Here is a 19738-nt window from a genome sequence, read left to right as displayed (position 1 = left end):
TGTTCCCATATCGGTCAGCAAACAGAACCCGGCGCCTCTCCCGGACAGGTGCCCGGGCCGGTGATCGATGCCAGCGCACTGACGCGGTGCCGTCACCGTGTGCATCTCGACGCCGCCTTCCCCGCCGCCCTGGCCGCTGCGCCGGAGGACATCGGTGTCCGACAGCGACAGGATGCGGCTGCCGCCCGTCGCGAAGACATTCGTCGGCTTCTCGTCGAGCACGATCCCGAGCGGTGGGTAGTGATCGACGCCGAACACAGCATGCGCACTCGTGCCGAAGACACGGTGGCCGCGTGCAGGGCAGGCGCGGACCGGATCTGGGGCGCCGTGCTGCCGCTCGAACGGGACACCGGCCGCAAAGCCCGTTGCGAGATTCTCATCCGGGACACGGACCGCGGCGGGTACATCCCCGTGATCGTCGTCAACCACAAGGTCACCGATCCCGGTCGGGGCGCGACGACGTCCGGCATGTTCGAGTGGGAGCCACGCGAGGATCCGAGCAGGAAGCCCCGCAGCCAGGTCCGCGACCAGATGCGTGTGGCACAGGTGTACCGGATGCTCGAGCGGCACGGGTTGGCCAGTCCGGCCCGCCTGGCCGGGGCGATCGGATACGGCTCCGACGTGATCTTCGTGCACGATCTCAGCACCATCCTCGCCGACTACGACGAGCGTTTCGCCGACCGACTGTCCGTGGCGCGGGGGGAATCGGCGACGGTACCGTCCCGGATCGGCGAATGCCGATCGTGCCCCTGGTGGCCCGGATGCGAAGAACAGTTGACGCTGACGCACGACGTGAGCCTGGTGGCCACCGGGTCGCGGGCCGACATGCTGCGCGAGGCCGGTTGTCACACCATCGACGACCTTGCCGCCTGGGACCGCGAACCTCTCGAGGACTGGCCGCACGGTGCATTCGAGGACGCTGTGGTGACGGCAAAAGCCTGGCTGGCGGGTGCGCCACTGGTTCGGCGCTTTCCGCAGATCCGGGTGACCCGCGCCGACATCGAGATCGACGTCGACATGGAGAGCTACCAGGAACACGGTGCCTACCTGTGGGGAACGCTGCTCAACATGGACGGGGTGTCGGTATATCGACCGTTCGTCAGCTGGGACCCCGTACCGACACAGGACGAGGCGCGGTCGTTCGCCGAGTTCTGGACGTGGCTGATGGCCGAACGGGAGGCGGCAGCCCTGAGCGGCAAGACGTTCGCCGCCTACTGCTATTCACGTGCGGCCGAGGACAAGTGGTTGCTCGATTCGGCCCGCCGATTCGCCGGAGTCCCGGGCATCCCCACCGAGGCCGAGATCCGCGAGTTCATCGACAGCCCGCAATGGGTCGACATCTACCAAGCGGTCAGCGATCAATTCATCTGCCCGGGCGGCAAAGGACTGAAGAAGATCGCTCCCGTCGCAGGTTTCAGGTGGCGTGACGCCGACGCCGGCGGTGAGGCGTCGATGAGTTGGTACCGCGAAGCCGTCGGCTACGACGGTGAACCCGACCTCACCCAGCGCGAGCGGCTCCTGCAATACAACGAAGACGATGTGATCGCCACGAAAGTGCTGCGGGAGTGGATGTCGGATCGGGCCGAGAAGGAGATCCCGCTCGCGTCGGACCTCTAGGCTGCAAGGCAGGGGCCGATTCGGTAGGGGTGGTCAGGTGGAAGTGCCGAAGACATCCACGACGCTGCGGTTCGCTCTGCTGCTCACCGCCGCCGGCGGCTTCCTCGACGCCTACACCTACATCAGCCGCGGCGGAGTTTTCGCGAACGCCCAGACCGGCAACGTCATCCTCATGGCCATCGACCTGTCGGAGCGGCACTTCCACGCCGCACGGGCACACCTGTGGCCGATCCTCGCGTTCATCGTGGGTGTCGCATTCGCACACCTGCTCAAAGGCGAACTCGCCCACAGCGTCTTCGATCACCCCATCCGGATCGCCATGGTCGCGCAGATCGTCGTTCTCGTCGCGGTCGCCTTCGTTCCCGCGAACGTCCCCAACGCGGCGGTGACCGTACCCATCTCTTTCGTGGCGGCCATGCAGTTCGGTCTGTTCCGCACCATCGGCTCGCTGTCGTACATTGCTGTCGCCACCACGGGCAACCTCATGCGCTTCACCGAGTCGGCGTACGCCGGATACATCGAGAAGGTCCCCGAATCGCTCCAGCACACGCGGGTGTACGCCGCCATCGTCGGCAGCTTCGCCGGTGGAGCCGTCCTCGGGGCGTTCGCCACCCGCTACTTCGGCGGAGCCGCCGCCTGGATCCCCGCTGCCCTCCTGTGCGGAGCACTCGTGCTGTTCTACATCGACGACCGGCGACGCCGCCGACTGTGAGCGAGTGACGCGCAGAGTGCCGCAGTCGCTCCTGACACTGCTCGAGGAACGTGTCCTGTATACCCGCCGTACCGGATCAGTGTGCGAGTGATCGCAGGTCTTTACGAAGTATCTTGCCCGCAGCGGACTTCGGAATCCGATCGATGAATTCGACGGCCCGCACTTTCTTGTGGGGTGCCACCTGTGCGGCGACGAAGTCGATCACCTCGCCGGCGGTGAGTTCGGTGCCGGGCCGGGTGACGATGAACGCCTTGGGGATTTCCTCCCCGGTGTCCTCTTCGATCACGCCGACGACTGCGGTATCGGCGATTCGGGGATGGCTGAGCAGCAGTGCCTCGAGTTCGGCGGGCGGTACCTGATAGCCCTTGTACTTGATGAGCTCCTTGAGTCGATCGACGATATAGACGCATCCGGCAGCGTCGACCTGTGCGAGGTCGCCGGTGTGAAGGTATCCCTCCGCATCGATGGTCTCGGTGGTGGCCTGGTCGTTGCCGAGGTAGCCGAGCATCACATTCGGACCCTTGACCCACAGCTCGCCGGGCTCCGAGAGTCCTTCCTCCGGGATCGTGATCTCAGCACAGGTGGTGGGGTCGACGATCTTGTTTTCGGTGCTGGGAACCGGCCACCCCGACGAGGCCAGCGGGGGCTGGTCCTGTCCGAAAGCGGACGCGTCGGTCGGCATCATATGACTGACCGGGGAGAGTTCACTCATCCCGTAGCCCTGCAGCATCTGTACGTCGAGTCGCTCGGCGACTGCGGTACCCAATGTGTCGTCGAGCGGTGCCGCGCCTGACACGATAGTCCTCAACGAGGAGAGGTCGTAGTTGTCGACGATGGGGTCCTTGGCCAGCGCGACCGCGACCGGCGGCGCGATGTAGGCGCCGGTGACCTTGTGATTCTGGATGTTCTCCAGGAACTCGACGAGGTCGAACCTGGGCATGATTACCAAGCGTGTGCGGTTGTACAGTGCGCCGTTCAGCAGCACTGTCATCCCGTAGATATGGAAGAACGGCAGCACTGCGATCACGACGTCGTCGGGGTGCTGGCCTTGCAGAGGCCGAATCTGGGCGAGGTTGGCAACCAGGTTTCGATGGCTCAGGGCAACGCCTTTCGGATTGCCTGTGGTGCCGGAGCTGTACGGCAGGGCGGCGATATGGGTGGCCGGATCGAACGTGACCTGCGGAGCGGGAAGCTGTGGCCGGAGGAGGTCGATGGCGTTGGGGTGGCCGGTGTCGGCTTCTCCCGTCCAGTCCAGAACGATCAGCTTGTCGTCGGTGATGCCGACCTGCTTCGCCGCGGTGTGGGCCTGCTCGAGCATCGCTGAGATCGTCACCAACATCTTCGCCTTGGAATCGGTGAGCTGCTTGGCGATCTCTGGTGCGGTGAACAGTGCGTTGATGGTCGTCGCGGTTCCGCCGGCACGCAGGATGCCGTGGAAAACGGTGGCGAACGCAGGAATGTTCGGCAGCAGGACGCCGACGACGTCGCCGACGCCGACGCCGCGGGCGGCGAGTGACCCGGCTGCGGCATCGATCTGGCCGATCAGCTGCCGGTAATTCGTCTCGGTTCCCGATGTCGGATCGACAAGTGCGACGCGATCGAGGTCCTCATCGGAGATCGAGCCGAACAGGAGGTCGTAGACGCTCAGATCAGGAATCTCGACGTCGGGAAAGGGACTTGCGAAACTCACGGAATAACTCCTTCGGGGTTGCGCGTGACCGACTTCTGCTGGTGGCCGGTCGCACGAGGGACAGTGTGTGCTGTCGGCGGGATGGGTCAGTGACTGTGTCGACTACGGGCGCTGACGAGGTCGGTTTGAGTGTGCGTCTGACGGGTTGCGGTGCGGGGCGTCGTCTCGAGTGTCGCGGTGAGGTCGGTACGCATCGTGGTCAGCCAGTCCAGGAGGTAGTTCTGCCGGACCTTCCATGGCCTGCGGTCACCTTGCCGGGGGAAGTCGCCGATGGAGCGCTGTACGTAGCCGGCGGCCAGCTCGAGCAGGGGACGTTCGCGCAGGCCGGGATCCGCCTTGGGGGCCACGGCGGCGAGCTGGTGCCGGTCCATGTGGTTGAGGATCTTGCAAACCAATCGGGAGGTGAGGTCTCCGCGCAGCGTCCAGGAGGCGTTGGTGTAGCCGATGCACAGGGCGAAGTTCGGCACAGCGGTGATCATGGCACCCTGCCAGACGAATTGGGATGGGAGGTCGACAGGCCGGCCGTCGATGTGCAGCTTCACCCCTCCGAAGGCCTTGAGCCGCAGTCCGGTTGCGGTGATCACGATATCGGCGTCGAGGACCCTGCCGGAGCGGAGCCGAATGCCTTCGGGGACGAAGGTATCGATGCGATCGGTGACGACCTCGGCGGCACCCGAAGTGATCGCCTTGAACAGATCGGCACTGGGGACAGCGCACAGCCGCTGATCCCACGGGTTGTAACTGGGAGTGAAGTGTTCCGCGACGAGCTGCGGGTCGCCGAGGATACGGGTGCTCGTCTTGGTGAGCAGTGCGCGTGCTGCTTTCGGGCGGCGACGGCAGAATTGGTAGAACGCTGTGCCCAGGAGGATGTTCTTGCTGCGGATGAGGCGATGAGCCGTGGCGGCGGGCAGGACGGCTCGCAACCGGTCGGCGGTCTTGTCGCGACTGGGAACCGCGCTGATCCACGTCGGTGAGCGTTGCAGCATCGTCACATGGGCGGCATCGGTGGCCATGGACGGCACCAGGGTCACGGCGGTCGCCCCGCTGCCGATCACGACCACCTTCTTGCCGGTGTAGTTGAGATCCTTCGGCCAGAATTGGGGGTGGACCACGGTGCCGGTGAAGCTGTCACTGCCCGGAAACCACGGAGCATGGCCATTCTCGTAGTCGTAGTAGCCGGCACAGGAGTACAGGAAGTTGCAGGTCAGTGTGGTGCGCGTGGTGGCCCCGTCGTGGGCACGCTTCTCGACGGTCAACGTCCACAAGGCGGTGTCCGTGGAGTAGTCCGCGACCACGACCTTGGTGCTGTAGCGGATGTGGCGGTCGATACCGAACTCGGTGGCGGTGTCCCGGATGTAGCGCAGGATCGACGATCCATCGGCGATCGACTTGGCGTCGCGCCACGGCCGAAACGGATAACCGAGGGTGAACATGTCCGAATCCGAGCGAATACCGGGATAGCGGAACAAATCCCACGTGCCACCCATGGCGGTGCGGGCCTCGAGAACGGCATAGGACTTGGTCGGGCACTCGGTCTGCAACCGGTACGCGGCACCGACACCGGACAAGCCGGCACCGACGATCACCACATCGACATGGTCGGAAGGGGTGGGGCGAGGGGCGTCTGTCATGGCTCCCAGTATTCGCAGCGCCGCTCCCGCAATCTTGATTTGAGACGACAGAAATTTGATACTGGGCGACATGTCGACGATCCGCTCCGCGGCGCTACGGGGGTTCCGCGCCACGGTGGCCGAACTTGGCGGTGATGCGGACGAGCTTGCCCGGCTGGCGGGATTGCCACCGGTCGCCCTCGACAGCGACGACATGCTTGTCGCCGATCTTGCGGTCGTCCGGATCCTCGAATCCGCTGCCCGCGTACTCGACTGCCCGGATCTGGGTTTGCGGGTAGCCGCCCGCCAGGACCTGGGAATGCTGGGTCCGCTGGCTTTGGCGATCCGCAATGCGCCGACCGTCGCCGATGCCATCGAATGCACGTCCCGGTACCTGTTCTTGCATGCCCGGGGGATGAGCATCGCGATGGAGGCCGACCCGAACGGGGCGCGCGGGGTCCTCGCGTTGCGTTACGAGGTCTCGCCGGACGGATTGCCTGTCTCGGTTCAAGGCGTCGACCTCGGGCTCGGATTCGTCCACCGGACCATCGAGTCTCTGATGGGTGGGAGGTACGGCCTTCGCTCGGTGGATCTGCCGTATCGCCCTGCCGCCCCGATCGACCGCTACGAGAACTTTTTTGGCGCACCCGTGCGTATCGCGCGTCCGGCCGCGCTGTTGCGGGTGCCGCGCAGCATCACGACCCATCCGCTCCTCGGGGCGGACGAGGCTTTGATGCGGCTGGCGTTGACCTTCCTTGCCAGGCAGGCTCCTTCGCACCCCGCGCCCGGCACCGCGACGCAAGTGCAGGCGGCGGTACTGCAATCGCTGGGCACCACACCTCCGGAGATCGGTGTCGTCGCGAGGCTTCTCGCCATGCATCCCCGCACGTTGCAACGCCGCCTCGCCGCAGAGGGAACGTCGTTTGCCGCCATTCTCGACGAGGTCCGCCGCAAGCAGACACGGCGCTACCTCACCACCACGGACATGCCGATGAGCCAGATCGCCGCCCTGGTCGGATTGACCGAGCAATCGACGCTGACCCGTTGCTGCCGGCGCTGGTGGAACGCCACACCGCGCGAGGTCCGCCGCGGCGCCCTGACACGCTGAACGCGGTGTTCTGGCGTGCCGTGCTTTCGGGTTGTGACACTGTCGCGCCGGGCTAAATAGTTGTCGTCTTCGATCAAGTACGGATGGGTGCTCGGCAACACACTGGGAGGCCAGGGCACCATCAGCACCGTCGAAGGAGAACCGATGTCACTTCCCCCTTACAAGTTCACGGGGGCCACCGCACTGCTCACCGGAGCCGCGAGTGGCATGGGTGAACAGATGGCATACGGGCTGGCCGAACGCGGCAGCAATCTGATTCTGCTCGACCGGGACGCCGACCGACTTGCTGTCGTCGCCCAGGTCATACGGAAGGCTCACCCGGACCGCGAGGTCGACACGCACGTCGTCGATCTCGCCGACCTCGATGCTATTGCGGCGGCGACCGCGGCGATCCTGACCCGACATCGCCGGATCAGCCTGTTGATCAACAACGCCGGTGTGGGCCTCGGAGGTGAGTTCCAGGACCTCACGGCCGAGGAGTTCCAGTGGGTCCAAGACATCAACTTCCGCGCCCCGGTCACCTTGACCCGGCTGCTGCTCCCGACCCTGCTCGCCTCGCCGGGCAGCCACATCGTCAACGTCTCGAGCCTGTTCGGGCTCATCGCACCAGCCGGTCAAAGCGCCTACGCCGCCAGCAAGTTCGCTCTCCGCGGGTTCAGCGAAGCGCTCCGCCACGAACTTGCCGAAGAGGGGGCCGGCGTCACCACCGTCCACCCCGGTGGTATCCGCACCAGAATCGCCGAAACCGCCCGTGTCGCCGGATCGGCCACCGAAGGACAGGCACGAGCGGCCAAGACGAACTTCGCCAAACTTCTCACGTACCCGGCCGACAAGGCTGCCGAGCAGATCCTCGACGGCATCACCCGTCGTAAACCCCGTGTACTGATCGCACCCTCCGCGGTCACGGCCGATCTCGTAGTCCGGTTGTTTCCCAGCTCGTACCTGGCGGTGCTACAGCGGCTGCGCCCCCGACGCCGCGTGCAGCCGCCGACCGGAACCCCTGCGCTGGACAGCATCTGATGCAGCGCGCGCACCGTCCGGACGGAACATCGGCATGAAGATCAAGGGCGCGGTACTCGAGCACAGCGGCTTGCCTCGACCGTACGCAGAGTCTCGACCGCTTGTCATCGAGGAGCTCGACCTCGACCCGCCCGGGCCGGGCGAAGTCCTCGTTCGTATCGAAGCAGCCGGCATCTGCCATTCTGACCTGTCTGTCGTCGGCGGCAACCGCCGCCGGCCCGTGCCTCTGCTGCTCGGACACGAAGCCGCCGGACGCATACAGCGCCTCGGCCCGGCCGTCGACGACGTCGCGATCGGACAGCGGGTGGTCATGACCTTTCTCCCGCGATGCGGATCCTGTACTTCGTGCGACACCAATGGGCGCCTGCCCTGTTCCGCGGGCAGTGCAGCGAACAACGAAGCCGCCCTGCTCGGCGGCGGGACACGGCTGCGTCGCGGCGGGACGGTCGTCAATCATCACCTCGGGGTATCCGGATTCGCGACGCACGCGGTGGTCAACCGACGCTCGGTCGTTCCTCTCGACGACGACGTACCGGCCGACGTTGCTGCGGTACTGGGTTGCGCGGTACTGACCGGCGGCGGCGCGGTGATCAACGCCGGCCGCCCGCGGCCGGGTGACGCGGTGATGATCGTGGGTTTGGGCGGGGTGGGAATGGCCGCCCTGCTCACTGCGCTCGCGCTGGGCAACGGCGAGGTGATCGGTGTCGATGCACTACCCGACAAGCTCGACCATGCGCGCGCGGCCGGGGCCACCGCGTACTCACCGCAACAGGCGGCCGAATTCAATATCACCGCCCCGCTCGTGGTCGAGGCGGCAGGCAACGCCCGCGCCTTCGAAACCGCGGTGGCGGCCACCGCACCCGGCGGGACCACTGTCACGGTCGGACTGCCAGGACCCGAGACACGCGCCGCCATCGCACCGTTGGATCTGGTCTCCGGAGCGCGCACGATCACCGGAAGCTATCTCGGTTCGGCTGTGCCCGAGCGTGATATCCCCCTCTACGCGCAGATGTGGCGCGAGGGCGTGCTCCCCGTCGAGCGGCTCATCACATCGCGGATTCGACTGTCCGACATCAATTCGGCCATGGATCGCTTGGCCGACGGCGAAGCGGTCCGACAGATCGTCATCTTCGATCGGGATTGACGGCCCCCGCGAGCGCGACCGCCACCGCTGTGGACGTAGGTGCGCCGGCCGGTGATCCGCGCGTGAGGTCAGGCGGGCGTCATGACCAACTGTGCTGCCGCAGCACGGATCTCGGGTGGGATGGTGACGGGCGTGCGGGTCTGCGCGTCTACGTACACGTGGACGAACCGGCCCACCGCCGCGAGGGTCGACTCCGCACCCGACACCCGGAAGATGGCCAACGAGTACACGATGCTGCGATTGCCGAGCTTCTCGATCTTCACGCCCACCTGTAGCAGGTCGGGGAACGTGAGCTCGCGGACGTAGGTGCAGCGTGTCTCCGCGACGACGCCGATCGCCGGCAGCGTCCGGATGTCGAGGCCCGTCGTCGCCATCAACCACCCGTTGACCGCGGTATCGAAGTACGAGTAGTACGTCACGTTGTTGACGTGGCCGTAGTGGTCGTTGTCCTCCCACCGGGTCGGAACCGGCCACAGGACAGGAAAGTCGGCGGTGGTGGGAAGTGGCAGGGCGGTGTCGTGTGTCATCGGCACCACGATAACGGCACCGCGGAGCGGACCCGAGGACAGATTTCTTAGATAGATGCAATGAATGCTTGATTCATTGCACGATTCATGATTATATTGCAGGCATGAGTGTTCCCCGTCACAGCAGCGCCGGATACGAACAGGCCGTCGACGCCGCGCGCCGCAAATTCCTCGCGGGCGACCGGCTGGACATGCAGAAACTTGCGGCTGAACTCGGGGTCAACCCGTCAACGCTGTTCCGTTGGGTCGGCAATCGCGACCAGCTGCTCGCAACGGTGCTGTGGTCACTCGCCGAACCGACCTACCGCGCCGCGATGGCGGCGACCACCCGCAGCGGTGCCGCCCGGATCGCCGACGCGGCGGCCATGTTCGACCAGGCGCTCATCGACGCGCCCTACTTCCGGGCCTTCCTCCGCCGCGAACCCGAACACGCACTGCGCCTGCTCACGACGAAAGCAAGCCCGGTCCAACAGGAAATTGTCGCCGCCACAGAACGTTTGGTGCAGCAGGAGATGGACCGCGGGAACCTCGTCCATCCGATGTCTGCGCACGACCTCGCATACCTCATCGCACGCATCTCCGAAGCATTCGTCTACGCCGACATCATCACCGGGGAAAGCCCCGACGCCGCGAAGGCCGCCGTAGCGGTCGCAGCGCTGCTCGGCGATGCCACCTACGTACCGAAAGGACTCCCGTCATGACCGTCTCCGGGCACTGTAACCCCGAATTCCACGACCTACGAGCCGAATTCGAGAAGAACATCTCCTCGGAAGAGGAGCTGGGCGCGTCGATAGTGGTCGACGTCGACGGCGAAATTGCGGTCGACCTTTGGGGCGGGTTCTGCGACAGCGGACGAACCCGGCCGTGGAACGCGGACACCATCACGAACGTGTGGTCGTCGACGAAGACGGTCACGAGTCTGGCGGTGCTGATGCTGGTCGACCGGGGCCTGCTCGATGTCCGCGCACCGGTCGCGCAGTACTGGCCCGAGTTCGCCGCCAACGGGAAAGACCGGATCGAGCTCCGCCATCTGCTTTCACACACCTCCGGTGTAGCCGGCTGGGAGCCGCCGTTCGGCCTCGACGACCTCTATGACTGGGAGCTGGCGAGTTCGCATCTGGCTGCCCAGGCTCCCTGGTGGGAGCCGGGCACCGCATCCGGATACCACGCACAGAACTACGGCCAGTTGCTCGGCGAGGTGGTCCGCCGGGTCTCCGGGAAGTCCCTCGCCCAGTTCGTTGCCGATGAGATCGCCGCACCGCTGGGAGCCGATTTCCAGATCGGTGCCCGCGAATCGGATTGGCCGCGGATCGCCGATGTCGTTCCGCCGCCGCCACTTCCCGTCGACCTCACCGTATTGCCTGAGGACAACCTGACGCGCAAGTCCCTCGGCACCCCTCCGCTGGATGCGGCCGCCGCGAACACCGCGGCGTGGCGGCGTGCCGATCTCGGGGCCTACAACGGCCACGGCAACGCCCGCTCGCTCGCCCGGATCATGTCCGCCATTTCCCGCGGGGGGACAGTCGACGGCGTCACGTTGTTGACGCCGGATACGATCGATCTGATCTTCGAAGAGCAGTCCAACGGCGTCGACGTCGTTCTCGGATCTCCGTTGCGCTTCGGCATCGGTTACGGCCTGCCCCACACGGTCACCGTCCCGTACATCCCGGACGAGCAAATCTGCTTCTGGGGCGGCTGGGGTGGATCAATGGTCGTCATGGACCTCGACCGCCGGATGACCGTCACCTACGCGATGAACAAGATGGGGCCCGGTCTCATCGGTTCACCGCGCAGCGAAGCGTACCTGCGCACGGTCTATCGGACGGTCGACGCCTGATCGTCGTCCTCAGCGGATCCACCAGCTGCTGCAGGGCCGTGCCCGCAGCACGGCACCCATGATCGATTCGACAGTTGGAGGAACACTTTGCGAGCCACAGTGCGAGAACCCGTGCGTTCTCTGGGCGTGTTCTTCCATCTGTCGATCGATACGTTCCGTGGCATCGCAACGTGGCCGTTTCAGCACCGGGAGTTTCTCGACCAGTGCTGGTTCATCGTGCGGGTGTCGCTGGTGCCGACATTGCTTGTCGCACTTCCGTTCACCGCGCTGATCAGCTTCACGTTCAACATCCTCGCCGCGGAATTCGGTGCATCCGATGTCGCGGGCGCCGGGGCCACACTCGGCGCGGTGACTCAGGTCGGCCCGGTGGTGACGGTTCTCGTCGTCGCCGGTGCAGGTGCGACCGCGATCTGCGCCGATCTCGGATCGCGGACCATCCGTGAGGAGATCGACGCCCTCGAGGTCCTCGGCATCGACCCCATCGTGCGTTTGGTGGCGCCGCGAGTGCTGGCCTCGACAGTGGTCGCTGTGCTGCTCAATGCCCTGGTGTGTGCGATCGGAATTGCGGGAGGATTCTTCTTCTCGGTGTACTTCCAGAACGTCACTCCCGGTGCGTTCGTCGACGGGATCCCGCTGCTGACCGGGGTGCCGGAGCTGGTGATCTCCGAGATCAAGGCAGGGGCGTTCGGCCTCATCGCCGGGCTCGTCGCGTGCTATCGCGGTCTGACCGTGAAGGGCGGACCCAAGGGGGTCGGCCAAGCAGTGAACGAGACGGTCGTCTACGCCTTCATGGCGTTGTTCTTCGTCAATATCGCCCTGACGGCGATCGGTATCAAGATGACAGCAGGTAGCTGAATGGCACAGGCGTTACCCCGCTTCACCTCGCGACCGGCACGGATCGCAGTTCTTCGTGCACAGTCCACCAAGCGTGCCGTCGACGAGATCGGCAGGCAAGCGATCTTCTACCGGACAGCGATCATCGAAATCCCCATCGCGCTCGCCCGTCACCGCCGGGAAACGCTGCGGCTGCTCGCCGAGGTCGCACTCGGTTCCGGCGCCCTGGCCGTGATCGGCGGCACTGTCGCCATCGTCGGATTCTTGACTATGTCGGCAGGGGCTGTCGTAGCGCTGCAAGGCTATACGACACTCGGTGACATCGGGGTGGAAGCGCTGACCGGGTTCCTGGCCGCATACGTCAACGTCCGGATCGCCGCTCCGGTGATCGCGGGCGTGGGCCTCGCCGCCACGATCGGCGCCGGAGCGACAGCCCAAATCGGTGCAATGCGCATTTCGGACGAGGTCGACGCGCTCGAGGTGATGGGTGTTCGATCGATCCCCTACCTGGCGTCCTCACGGATCATCGCCGGCATGATCGCGATCGTCCCCGTGTACGCAGTTGCGGTCATCGCCTCGTTTTTGGCGAGCCGGACGGCGACTGTCGTCGTGTACGGGCAGTCGGGCGGTGTCTACGACCACTATTTCTCCACCTTCCTGGTCCCCACCGACCTGCTGTGGTCGTTCCTGCAGGTCATCCTGATGGGACTGGTGGTGATGCTTATTCACACCTACTTCGGGTACACCGCCGCCGGTGGTCCGGCGGGAGTGGGTGAGGCGGTCGGCCGGGCGGTCCGTGCATCGCTCGCGGCGGTGGTATTCGTGACACTGGCCGTGTCCCTCGCCGTGTACGGCACGTCCGACAGCTTCAACTTCGCCGGATGATCAGGCGATCGCGCAGAGGGCCGCGTGTCCCTCATGTCACCACGGCAGGAATCGCCTTCGTCAGTTGTCTCGCACTGGTCGCCGCACTCGTCGCCGCGCAGTTCCGGGGTGAATTCGTCAACAGTGTGCAGGTGATTTTGCTGGCGCCGCGGTCGGGGCTCAACCTCGAACCAGGCGCCCGGGTGAAGCTGCTCGATGTGCAGGTAGGCCGGGTGGGGACGGTCCGGGAAGAATCGGGATTCGCGTCGATCGAGCTCGACCTCTCACCGGAGCGAGCACGGTCGATTCCGGCGAACATCGGCGCGACGATCGCCAGCACCACCGTGTTCGGCGCGAAGTTCGTCTCGCTCACGCTACCGAAAGACCCTGCCTCGCAGCCCCTTGCGAACGGTGACACCATCGACAACCGAGGAGTCACCACGGAAGTCAACACGCTGTTCGAGCGCCTGACCACCGTCCTGCACGCAGTCGCACCGGAAAACCTGAACGCCACCCTGACCGCGATCTCCGATGCGCTGCGCGGCCGCGGCGAGCAGGTCGGTCACACTATCGACCAGGCCAACACCTACCTGACCGAATTGCGGCCGAGTCTGGACGCACTGCAGGCCGACCTGGATGCCACAGCAGAGGTGACGAACCTCTATGCCGACGCAGCACCGGGGATCGTCGAAACGCTGCGGTCGTTGACGACGACCGGATCCACGGTCATCCAGAATGCCGCCGGGCTGGATCGGTTTCTTCTGGCGGCAATCGGATTCGGACGAACCGGCGGCGACACGCTCGACGCGAACAGAGAGGCCACCGAAACGCTGTTGCGGTCCGTTCGTCCGACCGTCGAACTGCTCGACGAATACTCAACCGGACTGCCGTGCTTCTTTCAGGGCCTCGACCAGGCGCGCGCGGACATCGAATCCGTGGTCGGCGGCGCCGTGCCGGGGGTCAACATCAGTGCCACCCTGCTGCCAGGCGAGATGCCGTACCGCTACCCGCAGGATCTGCCGAAAGTCGCCGCGAGCGGCGGTCCGCGGTGCGGTGCACTGCCCGACCTGGATATCACCGACGGACCGGCGAAGTACCTCGCAACCGACACAGGCGTCAATCCCTACCTACCCAACGGCCGGCCGGCCGGCCTCAATGTCCTGGACTTCATGCTCTACGGCGTCCCCGGGGGAGTGCGATGAGGAACGCTCTGAAATTCGGCAGTTTCGCGCTCGTGATGCTGATGGTGCTCGCGCTTTTGGTATTGGTACTGGGCCAGATCCGCCTCGACCCCAGAACCGAGTACCACGCCGAGTTCGCCGAGGTGTCCGGCCTCGCCGAGGGTGATGTCGTGCGTCTCGCTGGTGTCGACGTCGGCCGGGTGCACGCGGTCGAATTGCACGGCAGGAACGTGGCTGTCGAGTTCGACGTCGCCCGCGGTGTTGCCGTCACCAGTGACGCACGGCTACAGGTGCGCTACGCGAATTTGCTCGGGGATCGCTACCTCGAGCTCGCCAACGGCGACCGCGTCGACGAGGCGATGCCCGTGGGCGGCACCTTTCCCCTCACACAGACCGAGGCGGCCCTCGATATCGATTCGCTTCTCGGAGGGCTGGCCCCGCTGACGCGGTCCCTCGAACCCGATCAGATCGATCGCTTGACCGGTGAATTGATCCGTGTCCTGCAAGGGCAGGGCGGAACGATCACCTCAATCCTGCACGAGATCGCCGTCCTCACCAGCACACTCGCCGACCGCGACGCGCTCATCGGGTCCGTCATCACCAACCTGGGTACGGTGCTGGGCACAATCGGCGACGACAGTGACGCTTTCACGCGGGTGATCGACCACCTGCAGCAGCTGGTCGCGGCAGTGGCCGAGCGGAACACGCCGATCGCGGACGCCCTCGTGCACGTCGATTCCGCGTCGGCGACGCTGACGGACCTTCTCGTCGCCGATCGGCCGGCCATTGCCGCAGACATCGCACAGACGAACCGCGCGGCCACGCTCCTCGACGACGGCAGCGCCCAAGTCGAGGCCGTGCTGAGCGCGCTGCCGGAGGCATATCAGCGACTGACCCGACTGGGCGCGTACGGCAGCTTCTTCAACTTTTACCTCTGCGCGGTCACGGTGAAGGTCGACGGCCCCGGTGGTGCACCGATCGTCACGAAACTCGTGCAACAGAAACAAGGCAGGTGTGTGACACCGCAATGAGACGCTATGAGAACCGAAACACGGCCCGCACAGGCGTTGTCGGCGCAATCCTGATACTGATGGTCGTCGCCACTGTCTCGAATTACGACCGGTTACCAATGCTGAACTCCGACCGGGAGATTCGAGCGATCTTTGCCGACGCCGGCGGCCTGAAAGCGGGGGACCGCGTCGAATTCGCGGGTGTGAACGTGGGGTCGGTGCGCGACATCGTGCTGCGCGGCACCGACGTCGAAGTGACGATGAGCGTCGAGGGCGATCTCCCACTCGGTGCCACCCCGAGTGCACAGACCAAGACACGGACCGTGCTCGGGCGTAAGGCTGCCGTTCTGATTCCCAGCGCCGACGACCACCGATTCGACTACGACACCGTCATTCCGCTCGAACGTACCCGGTCGCCGTACGACCTGCCCACCGAACTCGGCCGGCTCACCGACAACGTCGCGGGCATCGACACCGAGCAACTCTCGGACGCGCTCCGCACCTCGTCGGGGGTGCTCGAGAAGACCTCGCCGGAGCTGAAGGACGCACTCGAGGGGGTCGCGCGACTGTCGGACAGTGTCGGATCCCGCGACGAGGTCCTCGGGCAGTTGTTCGCCGACGGTTCGAAGGTCACCGGTGTGCTGGCCGAACGCAGCAGGCAGATCAACACCCTGGTCGTCGACGGCAACCGTGTCCTCGCCGAACTCGATGCGCGGCGATTCGCGATCGGAAAGTTGTCACACTCCTTGTCGGCGGTCTCGCATCAGGTGAGCGGGCTCGTCGCCGACAACCGTGACCAGCTTGCCCCGACGCTGGCGCGGCTGAACAGTGCGCTCGAACTGCTCGAACGGAACAAGACGTCGATCGACGCGGCGCTGCCCGGCCTCGTCAAGTACGTCGGGACGCTCGGCGAAGCCGTCGGCAGCGGACCGTTCTTCGACGCCTACGTCGGCAACTTGATTCCCGGCCAGTTCATTCAGCCGTTCATCGACGCGGCGCTCGGTGACGGCCGAGCGCTTCAATCGGAGGTTCCGCGATGAGATTTCGGCGAAAGACATTGGTGGCCATCGCTATTTCGGGCGTCCTCGTAGCGCTCGCAGTCCTGAGCTACGTGATCGTTCCGCGACTCACCGACCGGGCGATCGTGGCGCATTTTCCCGCGGCCGTCGGCCTGTACCCGGGCGACGACGTGCGGATCCTCGGCGTGACGGTCGGCACGGTGGACCGCATCGAGCCTGAGGGGACCCGCGTCGCCGTACACCTCACCCTCGATCGGCGGTGGAAACTGCCCGCCGACGCGCATGCCGTCGTCGTGTCGCCGACACTCGTCACCGCCCGATTCGTGCAGCTGACCCCGGCCTACGTCGACGGGCCCGAGCTACCCGACGGAGGAACGATCCCCGAAGAACGGACAGCCGTGCCTGTCGAATGGGACAAGATCAAAGAGCAGCTGACCCGGCTGAGCACGACATTGGGTCCGCAACCCGGCGAGCCCGGAACCCTCGGGGAATTCGTCTCCGACGCAGCGGGCAATCTGCGCGGAAACGGTGCCACGTTCAACGACACTCTGGCGAACCTGGCTCAGGCGACCACCACGCTCTCCGACGGGCGGACCGATCTCTTTGCTGTCGTACGCAACCTATCGGTACTGGTCGACGCGCTTTCGCAAAGCCATGCCCAGATCGTGGCGTTCGAGAACCATCTTGCGTCCGTCTCGGAGCTGGTCGCGACGAGCGAGACACCGCTCGGTGACGCACTCGCCGATCTCGACGCCGCGATCACCGACGTACAGACTTTCCTGGGCGAGAACAGAGCAGGGGTGAGCCACGCGGTCGACAAACTCGGCGCCGCCACGCAGGTCCTCACCGACCGCCGCCGCGACCTCGAACAGATACTCCACGTGTCCCCGACGGTGCTAGCGAACCTCGAGAACATCTACCAGCCCGCACAGAACTCGCTGACCGGGGCGCCCGCGCTGACGAACTTCGCCAACCCGACCCAGTTCATCTGCTCGGCCATCGCCGCCGCCGGTGAACAGGGCGCCGAGGAAGCAACGAACCTCTGCATCCAGTACCTCGGACCGCTGCTGAAGACGATCGCGTTCAACTATGCCCCCATCGGCGCGGTCGTCGGGAACTCCGTCGGCGCGCTGCCCGACCAGATCGACTACAGCGAACCCGGTCTGCCCGGACTCATGCTGCCCCCACTCCCGCTGCCGGGAGGCGCACGATGAACGCATGTGCACGCCTGGTGGGTGTCCTCGGCGCCGCGTCGATCCTCACGGGGTGCGGGTGGACGGGCATCAATCAATTGCCCCTACCCGGATCCGTCGGCACCGGCGATGGTTCCTGGTCGCTCGCCCTCGAAATGCCCGACGTCTCCACCCTCACCGAAAACGCGCGGGTTCGCGTCAGTGATGTGACGGTCGGGACGGTCCGCTCGATCGAAGTCGAGGACGACCACGCCCTCGTCACGGTCTCACTCGGGCCCGATGTCGAATTGCCGGACGGCACCACAGCCAAGATCGGGGCGACAAGTCTGCTCGGCTCGGCACACGTCGAACTTCTCACACCCGACTCGGCCTCAGCGACACCACTGCTCAACGACGGTGACCGGATCCCACTCGACCGCGCCGACGCGTATCCGACCACCGAGCAGACACTGTCGACGGTGTCGTACCTCCTGACCGGTGGCGGTGTCGGCAAACTCGCCGAGATCAATCGCGAAGTCGGTCAGGCCCTGTCCGGTCGTGAGGACACGGTACGGAGCCTGCTCGCCAATCTGCGGGAGGTCACCGACCGACTCAACCGACAGCGCGACGAGATCGTGGCCGCCCTCGACGGACTCGACCGCTTCTCGGCCATCGTCGCGAACGACCGCGACACACTCGATCACGCCCTCCAGACGCTGGATCCAGCATTGGCGACCCTGAACGACCAACGCGAGAACCTCCTCGGTGCGGTCGACGCCATCGGCCGGTTCTCCCGGTCCGCCGACGAACTCGTCACCACGAGCCGACAAGACCTCGACGCCGACCTGCGCGCACTGGAACCCGCACTGCGCGGGCTGGCCGACTCCGGCCCCGCGTTGACCTCCTCACTGTCTCTGCTCGCGACCCTGCCGTTCCCGATGAACACCTACCGCAACGCGGTGCAGGGCGATTTCGCGAATCTGTTCCTGAATCTGGATCTGACCACTGCTCGGCTCGACCGAGGATGGCTGACCGGGACACCGGCAGCCGGACAGCTCGCCTCGCTCGGCGGCATCATCGGCCAGCTTCCGCCCCTCCCGCCGATCGACGGCAACCCACTGATCACGCCGCTCGACCTGGGAAACACCCGTCCGGCCGACCAAGGGGGCAACTGATGCTGTTATCGCGACTCGTCAGGTGCCAGCTGATTGCCTTTGCGGTGATCACCGTCCTTGCTCTCGCATGGATCGCAATGAAGTACCTACAGGTGCCGACGATGCTCGGAGTCGGTCGCCACACCGTCGAACTCGTATTGCCCTCCGGTGGAGGGCTTTACGCGAAATCGAATGTCACCTATCGCGGCATACACGTCGGTGTCGTCGACAACCTGCGCGTCGACGGCGACTCGGTCGTCGCCACCATGTTCCTCGACGGCGCCGTCGACATCCCCGAGACGGACATCGTCGCCGAGGTGCACAGCCGGTCGGCCATCGGCGAGCAGTACATAGAACTGCTGCCGCAAAACGATTCCGGCCCCTACCTCGAGGACGGAGATACGATCATCGGCGGTCGATTGCCGACCCCCACATCAGAGTTGATCGACACACTCGACGTCGCCCTCACCGATGTGCCGCGCGAGGATCTGCGCACGCTGATCGACGAGAGCGGTGCCGCGTTCCGCAACTCCGGCACCGATCTCCAGCGGATACTCGACGGCACCAACGCCTTCCTCGACGACGGGGTACGCAACCTCGGCCCGACGCGGTCACTGATCGACGGGGCGGGTCCGCTGCTCGCCACCCAGACCGCGACAGCGGATGCCATTCACGCGTGGTCGGGTTATCTGAGCTCCATCACTCGATCGGTCGCCGAGAAGGACGGATCTGTGCGGAGCTTGATCGACCACGGTGGTCCCGCAGGGGAGGAAGGTGCCGCCCTGTTCGCGGACATCGGGTCGACGCTTCCCCGCGCACTCGGCAACCTCAATTCCGTTGCCGACGTCCTGCGGATCTACAACATGAGCGTCGAACAGGTCCTCGTCATCTATCCCGCGATCGCCGCGGCGATTCAAAGCGTGGTGGCCGGATCCGAACCGGGAATGGCCAACCTCGATTTCAATTTGGGTGTCAACGCGCCGCCGCCGTGCACCACGGGCTTCCTCCCACCCGGCGAACGGCGCTCACCAGCCGATTCCGAACCGATCCCGCTGCAGACACTCGCATACTGTGCGGTCCCGCAGAACGATCCTTCTGTGGTCCGCGGTGCCCGCAACCTGCCCTGCATAGAGGCCCCGGGTAGACGCGCACCCACCGTCGAGCAATGCAGAGACGCCGGCCTCTACGCCCCCCTCGGCGAGAACACCCCCCTTGAGACGGGAGAAAACTGAGATGGCA

18 protein-coding genes are annotated in these 19738 nt (G+C 65.5%); 15 read left to right on the top strand and 3 right to left on the bottom strand.

Features of this window, described 5'->3' with window-relative positions; genetic code table 11:
- The first annotated feature begins 60 nt into the window (after positions 1-60).
- Together L1080_RS24210 and L1080_RS24205 are read left to right on the top strand one after the other, a co-directional pair.
- Positions 61-1617, top strand: a complete 1557-nt coding sequence (locus L1080_RS24210) for a TM0106 family RecB-like putative nuclease (RefSeq protein ID WP_250765900.1) — start codon at positions 61-63, stop codon at positions 1615-1617.
- Positions 1618-1654: 37 nt separating this feature from the next.
- Complete coding sequence (locus L1080_RS24205) at positions 1655-2329, top strand: YoaK family protein (protein WP_250765898.1); 675 nt, start codon at positions 1655-1657, stop codon at positions 2327-2329.
- Between the two features lie 76 nt (positions 2330-2405).
- On the opposite strand, the gene L1080_RS24200 is transcribed toward L1080_RS24205, so the two are convergent.
- Together L1080_RS24200 and L1080_RS24195 are read right to left on the bottom strand one after the other, a co-directional pair.
- Complete coding sequence (locus L1080_RS24200; RefSeq protein ID WP_250765896.1) at positions 2406-4019, bottom strand: AMP-binding protein; 1614 nt, start codon at positions 4017-4019, stop codon at positions 2406-2408.
- A gap of 86 nt (positions 4020-4105) precedes the next feature.
- Entirely contained in the window at positions 4106-5650 is a 1545-nt protein-coding gene (locus tag L1080_RS24195) for a flavin-containing monooxygenase (protein WP_159918733.1), read from the bottom strand.
- A 70-nt stretch (positions 5651-5720) separates the two neighbouring features.
- Here L1080_RS24195 and L1080_RS24190 point away from each other — a divergent pair, with 70 nt between their 5' ends.
- The 3 genes from L1080_RS24190 to L1080_RS24180 all read left to right on the top strand — a co-directional run bounded on the left by L1080_RS24190 (position 5721) and on the right by L1080_RS24180 (position 8901).
- Positions 5721-6737 carry an AraC family transcriptional regulator gene (locus L1080_RS24190; protein WP_250765894.1) on the top strand — a complete coding sequence of 339 codons (1017 nt, stop codon included), beginning with the start codon at positions 5721-5723 and terminating at the stop codon, positions 6735-6737.
- Between the two features lie 144 nt (positions 6738-6881).
- On the top strand, positions 6882-7757 hold the full coding sequence (locus tag L1080_RS24185) for an SDR family NAD(P)-dependent oxidoreductase (RefSeq protein WP_159918735.1): 876 nt from the start codon (positions 6882-6884) through the stop codon (positions 7755-7757).
- 34 nt (positions 7758-7791) lie between these two features.
- Entirely contained in the window at positions 7792-8901 is a 1110-nt protein-coding gene (locus L1080_RS24180; RefSeq protein WP_250765892.1) for an alcohol dehydrogenase catalytic domain-containing protein, read from the top strand.
- Positions 8902-8969: 68 nt separating this feature from the next.
- Here L1080_RS24180 and L1080_RS24175 read toward each other — a convergent pair whose 3' ends face one another.
- Positions 8970-9428: an acyl-CoA thioesterase gene (locus L1080_RS24175; protein ID WP_250765891.1), complete on the bottom strand. Its 459-nt coding sequence runs from the start codon at positions 9426-9428 to the stop codon at positions 8970-8972.
- A gap of 104 nt (positions 9429-9532) precedes the next feature.
- Between L1080_RS24175 and L1080_RS24170 the strand changes: the two genes are divergently transcribed.
- The 10 genes from L1080_RS24170 (at position 9533) to L1080_RS24125 (ending at position 19731) form a co-directional block, all read left to right on the top strand.
- Positions 9533-10129 carry a QsdR family transcriptional regulator gene (locus tag L1080_RS24170; protein ID WP_250765889.1) on the top strand — a complete coding sequence of 199 codons (597 nt, stop codon included), beginning with the start codon at positions 9533-9535 and terminating at the stop codon, positions 10127-10129.
- Positions 10126-11265, top strand: coding sequence for a serine hydrolase domain-containing protein (locus L1080_RS24165; protein WP_250765876.1), 1140 nt, complete (start codon positions 10126-10128; stop codon positions 11263-11265). Before L1080_RS24170 ends, L1080_RS24165 begins: the two co-directional genes overlap by 4 nt.
- Positions 11266-11352: 87 nt before the next feature.
- Positions 11353-12120 carry an MlaE family ABC transporter permease gene (locus tag L1080_RS24160; RefSeq protein ID WP_159918740.1) on the top strand — a complete coding sequence of 256 codons (768 nt, stop codon included), beginning with the start codon at positions 11353-11355 and terminating at the stop codon, positions 12118-12120.
- Positions 12121-12984, top strand: a complete 864-nt coding sequence (locus L1080_RS24155; RefSeq protein WP_159918741.1) for an MlaE family ABC transporter permease — start codon at positions 12121-12123, stop codon at positions 12982-12984. It begins immediately after the preceding gene.
- A complete protein-coding gene (locus tag L1080_RS24150) occupies positions 12981-14165 on the top strand; it encodes an MCE family protein (protein ID WP_250765873.1) in 1185 nt (394 codons plus the stop codon). The genes L1080_RS24155 and L1080_RS24150 overlap by 4 nt, the downstream gene beginning before the upstream one ends.
- Entirely contained in the window at positions 14162-15175 is a 1014-nt protein-coding gene (locus L1080_RS24145) for an MCE family protein (RefSeq protein ID WP_250765870.1), read from the top strand. The genes L1080_RS24150 and L1080_RS24145 overlap by 4 nt, the downstream gene beginning before the upstream one ends.
- Positions 15172-16194 carry an MCE family protein gene (locus L1080_RS24140; protein WP_284707356.1) on the top strand — a complete coding sequence of 341 codons (1023 nt, stop codon included), beginning with the start codon at positions 15172-15174 and terminating at the stop codon, positions 16192-16194. Before L1080_RS24145 ends, L1080_RS24140 begins: the two co-directional genes overlap by 4 nt.
- Entirely contained in the window at positions 16191-17387 is a 1197-nt protein-coding gene (locus L1080_RS24135; protein WP_250765865.1) for an MCE family protein, read from the top strand. The genes L1080_RS24140 and L1080_RS24135 overlap by 4 nt, the downstream gene beginning before the upstream one ends.
- Positions 17384-18520 carry an MCE family protein gene (locus tag L1080_RS24130; RefSeq protein ID WP_250765863.1) on the top strand — a complete coding sequence of 379 codons (1137 nt, stop codon included), beginning with the start codon at positions 17384-17386 and terminating at the stop codon, positions 18518-18520. The genes L1080_RS24135 and L1080_RS24130 overlap by 4 nt, the downstream gene beginning before the upstream one ends.
- Complete coding sequence (locus tag L1080_RS24125; protein ID WP_250765861.1) at positions 18520-19731, top strand: MCE family protein; 1212 nt, start codon at positions 18520-18522, stop codon at positions 19729-19731. The genes L1080_RS24130 and L1080_RS24125 overlap by 1 nt, the downstream gene beginning before the upstream one ends.
- Positions 19732-19738 lie beyond the last annotated feature (7 nt).

Origin of the sequence: Rhodococcus sp. MSC1_016, assembly GCF_023667485.2 — a bacterium.
Classification (GTDB): domain Bacteria; phylum Actinomycetota; class Actinomycetes; order Mycobacteriales; family Mycobacteriaceae; genus Rhodococcus_F; species Rhodococcus_F oxybenzonivorans.
The sequence above is the reverse complement of the archived record's forward strand: the minus strand, read 5'-3'. Positions and strand labels throughout refer to the sequence as shown.